Annotated in this window: 5 protein-coding genes and 1 tRNA gene; all 6 read right to left on the bottom strand. The window is 46.3% G+C overall.

Going from position 1 to position 7,579, the window contains the following annotated elements; genetic code table 11:
• Positions 1 to 1,018: OPT family oligopeptide transporter (locus tag AB5026_RS10540; RefSeq protein WP_368213290.1), on the bottom strand; the 1,018-nt coding region annotated here is incomplete at its 3' end.
• A gap of 218 nt (positions 1,019 to 1,236) precedes the next feature.
• Positions 1,237 to 3,036, bottom strand: a complete 1,800-nt coding sequence (locus AB5026_RS10535) for a hypothetical protein (protein ID WP_021650787.1) — start codon at positions 3,034 to 3,036, stop codon at positions 1,237 to 1,239.
• A complete protein-coding gene (locus AB5026_RS10530) occupies positions 3,029 to 3,946 on the bottom strand; it encodes an AAA family ATPase (RefSeq protein WP_368213289.1) in 918 nt (305 codons plus the stop codon). Before AB5026_RS10530 ends, AB5026_RS10535 begins: the two co-directional genes overlap by 8 nt.
• Before the next feature lie 204 nt (positions 3,947 to 4,150).
• Positions 4,151 to 6,268, bottom strand: coding sequence for a glutamine synthetase III (locus tag AB5026_RS10525; protein ID WP_250789494.1), 2,118 nt, complete (start codon positions 6,266 to 6,268; stop codon positions 4,151 to 4,153).
• Between the two features lie 93 nt (positions 6,269 to 6,361).
• Positions 6,362 to 7,327 carry a diacylglycerol kinase family protein gene (locus AB5026_RS10520; RefSeq protein WP_288720301.1) on the bottom strand — a complete coding sequence of 322 codons (966 nt, stop codon included), beginning with the start codon at positions 7,325 to 7,327 and terminating at the stop codon, positions 6,362 to 6,364.
• Between the two features lie 179 nt (positions 7,328 to 7,506).
• Positions 7,507 to 7,579 (bottom strand) — tRNA-Met (locus AB5026_RS10515).

Genomic DNA, 7,579 nt, shown 5'->3' with positions numbered 1-7,579 from the left:
CTATAACACCGAGAAGGATGAACTGCATCGGAAGATCCTGTGCGGTTCTCTCTGTGCTTGTGTTCTTGCTTCCCTTCATGCTCTTCATGGAGTCACGGAAGGTTGTAACGATCAGCGGCAGGGATTTGATCAGGGAAATGATACCACCTGTTGCGATAGCACCTGCGCCGATATATTTAACATAAGTAGACCAGATTGCTGATGCTCCGCCGTTTGCGTAAAGCTGGGCAATGGTCGTTCCCTCTGCTGCCGGATACATCCATGTATCAGGTCCGAACAGGCAGATCAGCGGAATGATGACCATCCAGCCGATAAGAGAACCGGTAAACATGTAGGATGCGATCTTCGGTCCTACGATATAACCAACACCGAGAAGTGCCGGATAAACCTCCATACCGATCTCACCCTTGAAGGATTTAAATGCTGCAGAAACATCTGCCGGAAGAAGCTTCAGTCCATCAACAACAAATTTGAAGACAGCAGCAAGTCCCATACCGGAGAATACTGTGGAAGCATTTGCTCCGCCTTCCTCACCGGCAAGAAGAACGTCTGCGCAGGCAGTTCCTTCCGGATAGAGAAGAGTTGCATGCTCTTTAACAATGAGGGCATTACGAAGGGGTACCATGAAAAGTACACCAAGGATACCACCGCAAAGTGCGATCAGAGTGATCTCAACGATGCCTGGTTTGCTTGTAAGTCCTTCCTCTGCCCAGAGGAACAGTGCAGGCATGGTGAAGATAGCACCTGCTGCAAGAGACTCACCGGCTGAACCGATAGTCTGGACCATATTGCTCTCCAGAATGGAGTTTCTGCGAAGAATCACGCGGATAACACCCATGGAGATAACTGCCGCCGGAATGGAGGCAGATACTGTCATACCAACACGAAGACCAAGGTAAGCATTGGCTGCGCCGAAGATGACAGCAAGAATACATCCCATGATCACAGATGTAACTGTGAGCTCCGGAGTGATTTTCTCCGCAGGAATGTAAGGTTTGAACTCTGTGTTTTTGTTCATATTTCCTCTCCCTTTATCTAGTAAATTAGTAACGTTATATAGTATAGCAAATTTCGCAGTATTTTGCAAGAAATTATATCTGAGATATTATATATTATTTACAATTTTCTGTATAATTATAAGCAAATAATTGGTCACTATGCAGCTTTTATGCTAACATAGTGACCTTATTCCTTACAATTGAATATTATACATTTAAAATAAAATACTTTTTTTTTTCAGTTGTCCGTTTCCAGCTGTTTTGTCAGATATCGCCCTACGATCTTCGAGAAATTTCCGATATCCCGGATATAGGCAAAATCCTTTCCAAAAATCTTCTTTTCCGCCGGAAGATCCTTCTCTTCGCCTGCAAATACCCCCAGAACACTGACGCCCTGGCTCCGAAGACGCCGCACCTCTGTTGCAGTATCTGAAATGGCATATTTTCCCTGATAAGGGGCCGGATTTTTTGCATTGGGGCGGTTTATGATCACATCGTAGGGGCGTCCGTCACTTAAGATGATCAGGATCTTTTTTTCCTCTTCCCTCTGCAAAAGACTGTATCCCGCTGCTTTTATGGCAAGCCCGTCCCGATTATTGGAGGAAGTCACATAATTGAAAATATCCTCATCCGCCGAAACCGGATCATCATATTCCCGGAACCTGTGCAGGATCGTATGATCCCAGAATGTGCAGTAGCTCATAACCCGATGAGGGATGTCCACATTGCTCAGGGCAGAGCTGATCATATAAGCCTGCAGTGCCACATCTCCCTGTCGACTCATCTGTGAACCACTGGCATCGATCAGTATATCCACCACAAAATCTGTATTGTCTCCACGAAGAATCCTCTTAAAAAGATTTGCCTCACCGCTTCTGCCTATACGCCACAGCCTGGAAGGAACGATAGTTCCCCGGTCTGATAGGACTTCCTGGTTTTCACTTCGGATCACCAGTGCTTTTTTCAGGAGTTCAGTCAATATGGCAATATTTCGTTTTGCAATTCTGTGCTTGTCATGATAGATCCATATGTTCTTATTACGCAGACGCTTTGCATACTGGTACTGATAATTATCACGAACCGGATTTTTCAGGATTCCTTCTGTAAAATACAGGCTGCAGTCTCCGTGTATTCCCCGGCACATAAGATGGTTCATTCTTTTTTCTTCCGCAGGTGTGAGATAGGTTTTTCCAAAATTCAGTTCCACATAGGTATGAGCTTTCTGAAGAGCTTCCTCTGAAATCACCGTGATCTTGTTTTTCACCTTACGTTTTTCTTCCATATCCTGTGTCAGCGAGGAATCTTCTATATCTGTCATCCGGTCTGTGAGCTTTTCCACGTAATTTTCCAGAGCTTCCTCATACATCTCTTCATTAAGGTAGTCTTCCCAGCCAAATTCCGTCAGTTCTTCCAGCGTCACCGCCATTACCCGTTCAAGGGAACCGTTTTTCTTCTCAAAGTCCGGATCGATGACCGCATTATAGAGGCTGTCGATGATCCGAATCAGTTCCATGGTGTCTCTGCTTTCTGCGCAGGCATAAATCTGATCCCGGAATGCAGACAGTTTTTTCTCCAGAGGCTGTACGCTTCCTGTAAGTACATCACGGAATACTGCAATTTTCAGCCTGTCTAACAACTTATCGTAGAAAGGCAGGGTTTCATATTCCTGATCCAGGATATCTTCCAGAGCTTTTTTTCTCATGCGGCGAACCCCGGGGCGCTCTTCACAGATCCGCTCTCCCACTGCCGCTTCGATACAGAGCTGTGTCAGCCCGGTCAGCTCCGTCTCAGAGGCATCCAGATAGATTTTTTTTACAAGATAAAGACCAAGAAGATTTTTGTCAAAATATCTGGCAAAAGCCCCCTGTTTGATCCCATCGTAAAGAGCGATCTCTTTTGAGCGGAGAAACAGCGATACATCCGGCTTCACATCCAGTGTATAGTCGCCGCTTACCGTCCAGAGGAGATTACGGATCCGGTTTTCCAGCTCCATCTTGTAATCTTCTATAGAAAGTTCTTCTGTCAGATCTTTATGCATAGACATCGTCCTTTGTCCACTCTTCCGGGATCCTTGTACGGACTACATCGTCCACGATCTCCTTTTCAAAAATATCGAAGGTTTTGTTCACCACTCCCATCTGCACTGCTGCCAGGGGAGAAAGTCCTGCACGAACAATCTTCATGGCAGCCAGAAGTCCTCGAAGATCCAGCGCTTTTGTGGAGATCTCACTGTTTACGGATTTCTTCTGAAGATCCATAAATACACCGATAAACTGTTCCACTGCCTTTTCCTTTGCCTCCGGGAACATTTTGCGGAAAATAAATCCCAGGGTTTCTTCTGTCTGCGCTGGCATATCGATCACCAAGAAACGAGAAACTAGAGCTTCGTTCAGCTCCTTTGTTCCTGCATATCCGTAGTTCATGGTTCCGATAAAACGTGCCGCAGGATGAAGGTCGATCCGGTCATAGCCCGGAACATCAATGGAGCGGCGATAGTCCAGAGTCGCATGAAGGACAGAGACCGCATCGTTCTTTGCCATATTGATCTCATCCAGAATACCGAAGCCACCATACTCGGCACACTGATAGATGCTGCCCTTTCGGAGGCAAACTTCATTGTTTACAAAGGTATCCGTTCCGATCAGGTCTCCGCTGTTTGTATTAACATGGAAAGATACATTATAAACCGGGCGGCCAAAAGCATATGCCAGATTTTCTGCCAGGATATTTTTACCCGTAGCCTTTGGGCCTGCAAGAAGAAGATTTTCTCCTTCCAGAAGTCCTGCAATGGCCATTTCCAGGATTTCTTTTCCGTAGAACGGTATAGACGGTCTGATAACTCTGGCTGCAGCCCCCTCATCAACGTTATAATTTTTTCGAAACTCCTCGATGCCGTGGATCAGGCTTTCGGAAACGTTCTGTTCTTTTAAAAATTCTAATTCTATCATATATACTTACTCCTGAATCTGATTGAATGCCGCAGATATCCTCATCCGCAGTTATTATATGATCCTATGACGGATAACCGCTTACAGATTTTTTCTCCGCCAGGTAAAAAACGGGACAGATCTTACATCTGTCCCGTCATTTGATCTCAAAGATGCCGCTGCACCCAGGGAACATCTCTTATTTCCTGTATTTTATTTAACCGATCATACCTCAAAGATCAGATCACCGTAGGATGGCATCGGCCACATATCTTTATCTACGATCATCTCAAGCTCGTCTACAGGTTTTCTTAAAGCCTGCATTGCCGGTACCACGCTCTCTCTGAAGAATACAGCACGGTCACGTCCCTCTTCATGGGATTCCGACTCAGCGATCAGTCCGGAAAGCTTATCCATAGCTGTCTTGGTCTCAGCAAGAAGTGCGGAGGTTTTTTCCAGAAGACTTGTCTGTACACTGACATCAAGCGCTGCGCTCACTGCCTTCACAGAATTGATGGACTCTGCAAGAACCGTTGTATAACGGATCACTGCCGGGATAATCTGCTTGGTAGCTACATCCACCATGGTCTTGGCCTCAATGTTGATAGCCTTTGCATAGCCTTCATACTGGATCTCTGCTCTGGACTCAAGCTCTGCTCTTGTAAATACATTAAAGGATTCAAAAAGCTTCACAGCCTTATCTGTAGTCAACGCAGGAATGGCATCTACCATGGACGGAAGGATCGGAAGTCCACGTCTCTTTGCCTCTGCCTCCCACTCCGGTGCATATCCGTTTCCGTTGAATACAATACGCTGATGCTGGATCGCATACTCCTTGATCAGGTCATGTACTGCAGTATCAAAATCGTCTGCTGCTTCCAGACGGTCGCATGCATCGCGGAATACTTCTGCTGCAATCGTGTTCAGAACTACGTTGCACTCGGAAATGGAATCACGGGAACCAACCATACGGAACTCAAATTTGTTTCCTGTGAACGCAAATGGTGATGTTCTGTTTCGGTCTGTAGCATCCTTCATGAAATCCGGAAGTGTCTTAACACCGGTATCCAGGATCTCGCCGGTCTTACTGTGTGTGGCGGTACCTGTGCTGATCAGCTGCTCCAGAACATCCTGGAGCTGCTCACCAAGGAATACGGAGATAACTGCCGGCGGTGCCTCGTTTCCTCCGAGACGTTCATCGTTTCCAACGTCTGCTGCAGACTCTCTCAGAAGATCTGCATGCTCATCAACGGCTTTCAGGATACAAGTGAGAACAAGAAGGAACTGGATATTCTCATGAGGAGTTTTTCCCGGCTCAAGAAGGTTGATTCCGTCATCGGTTGTCAGGGACCAGTTGTTGTGTTTACCGGAACCGTTCACTCCTGCGAAAGGTTTCTCATGAAGCAGGCAGCGCATACCGTGGCGGCTGGCAACTTTTTTAAGGATACGCATCATGATCTGGTTGTGGTCTGCAGCGATATTTACCGGTGCGTAGATCGGAGCCAGCTCATGCTGTGCAGGTGCAACCTCGTTATGCTGTGTCTTGGCTGTTACGCCCAGTTTCCAGCACTCCTCGTTGACTTCTTTCATGTATGCGGAGATTCTCTGACGGATGGTTCCGAAATAATGGTCATCCATCTCCTGTCCTTTCGGAGGCATGGCACCGAAAAGTGTTCTTCCTGTGTAGATCAGGTCTTTTCTCTGGAGCCATTTCTGTTTGTCAACCAGGAAATATTCCTGCTCAGCTCCAACGGAAGGCGTTACTTTTTTAGAAGTTGTATTTCCGAAAAGGCGGAGAAGTCGAAGTGCCTGTGTATTAATTGCTTCCATGGAACGAAGAAGCGGTGTTTTCTGGTCAAGTGCCTCTCCTGTGTAGGAGCAGAATGCAGTAGGGATACATAAGATTCCGCCGGCTGCGTCATGACGTACAAAGGCCGGTGATGTACAATCCCATGTTGTATAGCCTCTGGCCTCGAATGTTGCGCGAAGTCCTCCGGATGGGAATGAGGATGCATCCGGCTCACCCTTGATCAGCTCCTTGCCGGAAAAGCTTAAGAGTACCTTGCCATCTTCTCTTGGTGCTGTGACAAATGCATCATGCTTCTCGGCAGTAACGCCTGTCAGCGGCTGAAACCAGTGACAATAATGAGTGGCACCCTTCTCGATGGCCCATTCCTTCATCTCATGTGCAACCACATCAGCGATCTCCATGGACAGCTCCTTGCCCTCTTCTATTGTCTTTTTCAGTTCGCGGTATACCTTCTTCGGCAGACGGTCCTGCATAACAGAATCGTTAAATACATCGCAGCCAAAGATTTCCTTTACGTTGATATAATCTCCCATTTCTTCCTCCTTTTCGTTCCTGTATATCCAGTCTTTCTTATGAGGAAAGACGTTTTCACCTCTGTATGATCACCTTGTCCTCGGATGCCCGGATCATTCTTCGCTGTTCTGGGTGATCTCCTTGAGCTCCTGCATTTTCTGGTTCAGCCGGCTTTTTTTCTGTTTCTTACTGCTGGTGAGATAAAGGTTCATGGCCTCATGAAGATTATCGATCTCCACACGGGTCTGGTCTCCTCCGAATTCTCCGTCCAGCGTCCACGGAACAGCCTCCTCCGACTCAATCACAACATGCGCAGACTTAAAAGAATAAATCAGATCTGTATTATCCTCTGCAGTAAGAAGCGCAGTCATGATCTCCTGAAGCTCCAGCGGATTCTTCGGATTGGTGATCAGTGTCACCTCAAACAGTCCGTCATTCATATCCACGTTTTTTCCGGTAAGATTCTTAAATCCGCCTACAGATCTGGAATTGCTGATCATACCGTAGATAAAATCATTCTCCACAGTCAGCTCATCGGAGGTTACCTTCAGATGATAGGATTTCACCTCAAAAAGCTGCTTCATCCCTTCCAGCACATAGGCAACATGTCCCAGGATATTTTTCAGATCCTGGTCTGTCTCATAGGAAACATTGGTAAACAGTCCAAACGCAGCCACATAGGCAAATGTCTGGTTATTAAATTTACCGATGTCACAGTGATAGATCTGCTCCTCCATGATCATGGAGGCAGCTGCAGTCATACTCTTCGGCATAAACAGACTGTTGGCAAAATCATTGGTGCTTCCTGCAGGGATATACCCGATCGGTGTCTGGCTGCCCACTTCCACGATTCCGGTAACCACCTCATCCAGTGTACCGTCACCTCCACTGCAGGCGATCAGATCTACCTGATCTGCATATTCCTTCACCTGTTCATAAGCATCCTTCGGTCCCTGCGTGGCACGGATGATCACTTCGTACCCACCTTTATTAAAGATATCCACAATGTCCAGCAGATGCATCTTGATTCTTCCTTTTCCTGCTTTGGGGTTGAAAACAAAAAGCATTCTTTTTTTCATTATACAATCCTCATTTCCCGAAATGATTCGTTATGTCTATTCTTTTACTATGATAAAAAAAACGATGTAAAATGTCAATCTTAACTTTTCACATCTGGTCTTACCACAGGCAGCCGGGATTTTATAACAAAAAAAGTCCGAAAACCCAATAAAATTGAATCTTCAGACCTTTTGTTAAATAGCGAGAGGGGGATTCGAACCCTCGACACCACGGGTATGAACCGTGTGCTCTAGCCAACTGAGCTATCTCGC

The sequence above is a fragment of the Blautia sp. RTP21359st1_E11_RTP21359_211015 genome (genome assembly GCF_040910705.1).
Lineage (GTDB): Bacteria > Bacillota > Clostridia > Lachnospirales > Lachnospiraceae > Blautia_A > Blautia_A fusiformis.
This window is presented reverse-complemented; position numbering and strand designations above follow the sequence as displayed.

Excerpts from the sequence above, each read along its gene's own strand:
- AB5026_RS10535 (WP_021650787.1), bottom strand. The coding sequence starts at position 3,036 with ATGCATAAAGATCTGACAGAAGAACTTTCTATAGAAGATTACAAGATG.
- AB5026_RS10530 (WP_368213289.1), bottom strand. The coding sequence starts at position 3,946 with ATGATAGAATTAGAATTTTTAAAAGAACAGAACGTTTCCGAAAGCCTG.
- AB5026_RS10525 (WP_250789494.1), bottom strand. The coding sequence starts at position 6,268 with ATGGGAGATTATATCAACGTAAAGGAAATCTTTGGCTGCGATGTATTT.
- AB5026_RS10520 (WP_288720301.1), bottom strand. The coding sequence starts at position 7,327 with ATGAAAAAAAGAATGCTTTTTGTTTTCAACCCCAAAGCAGGAAAAGGA.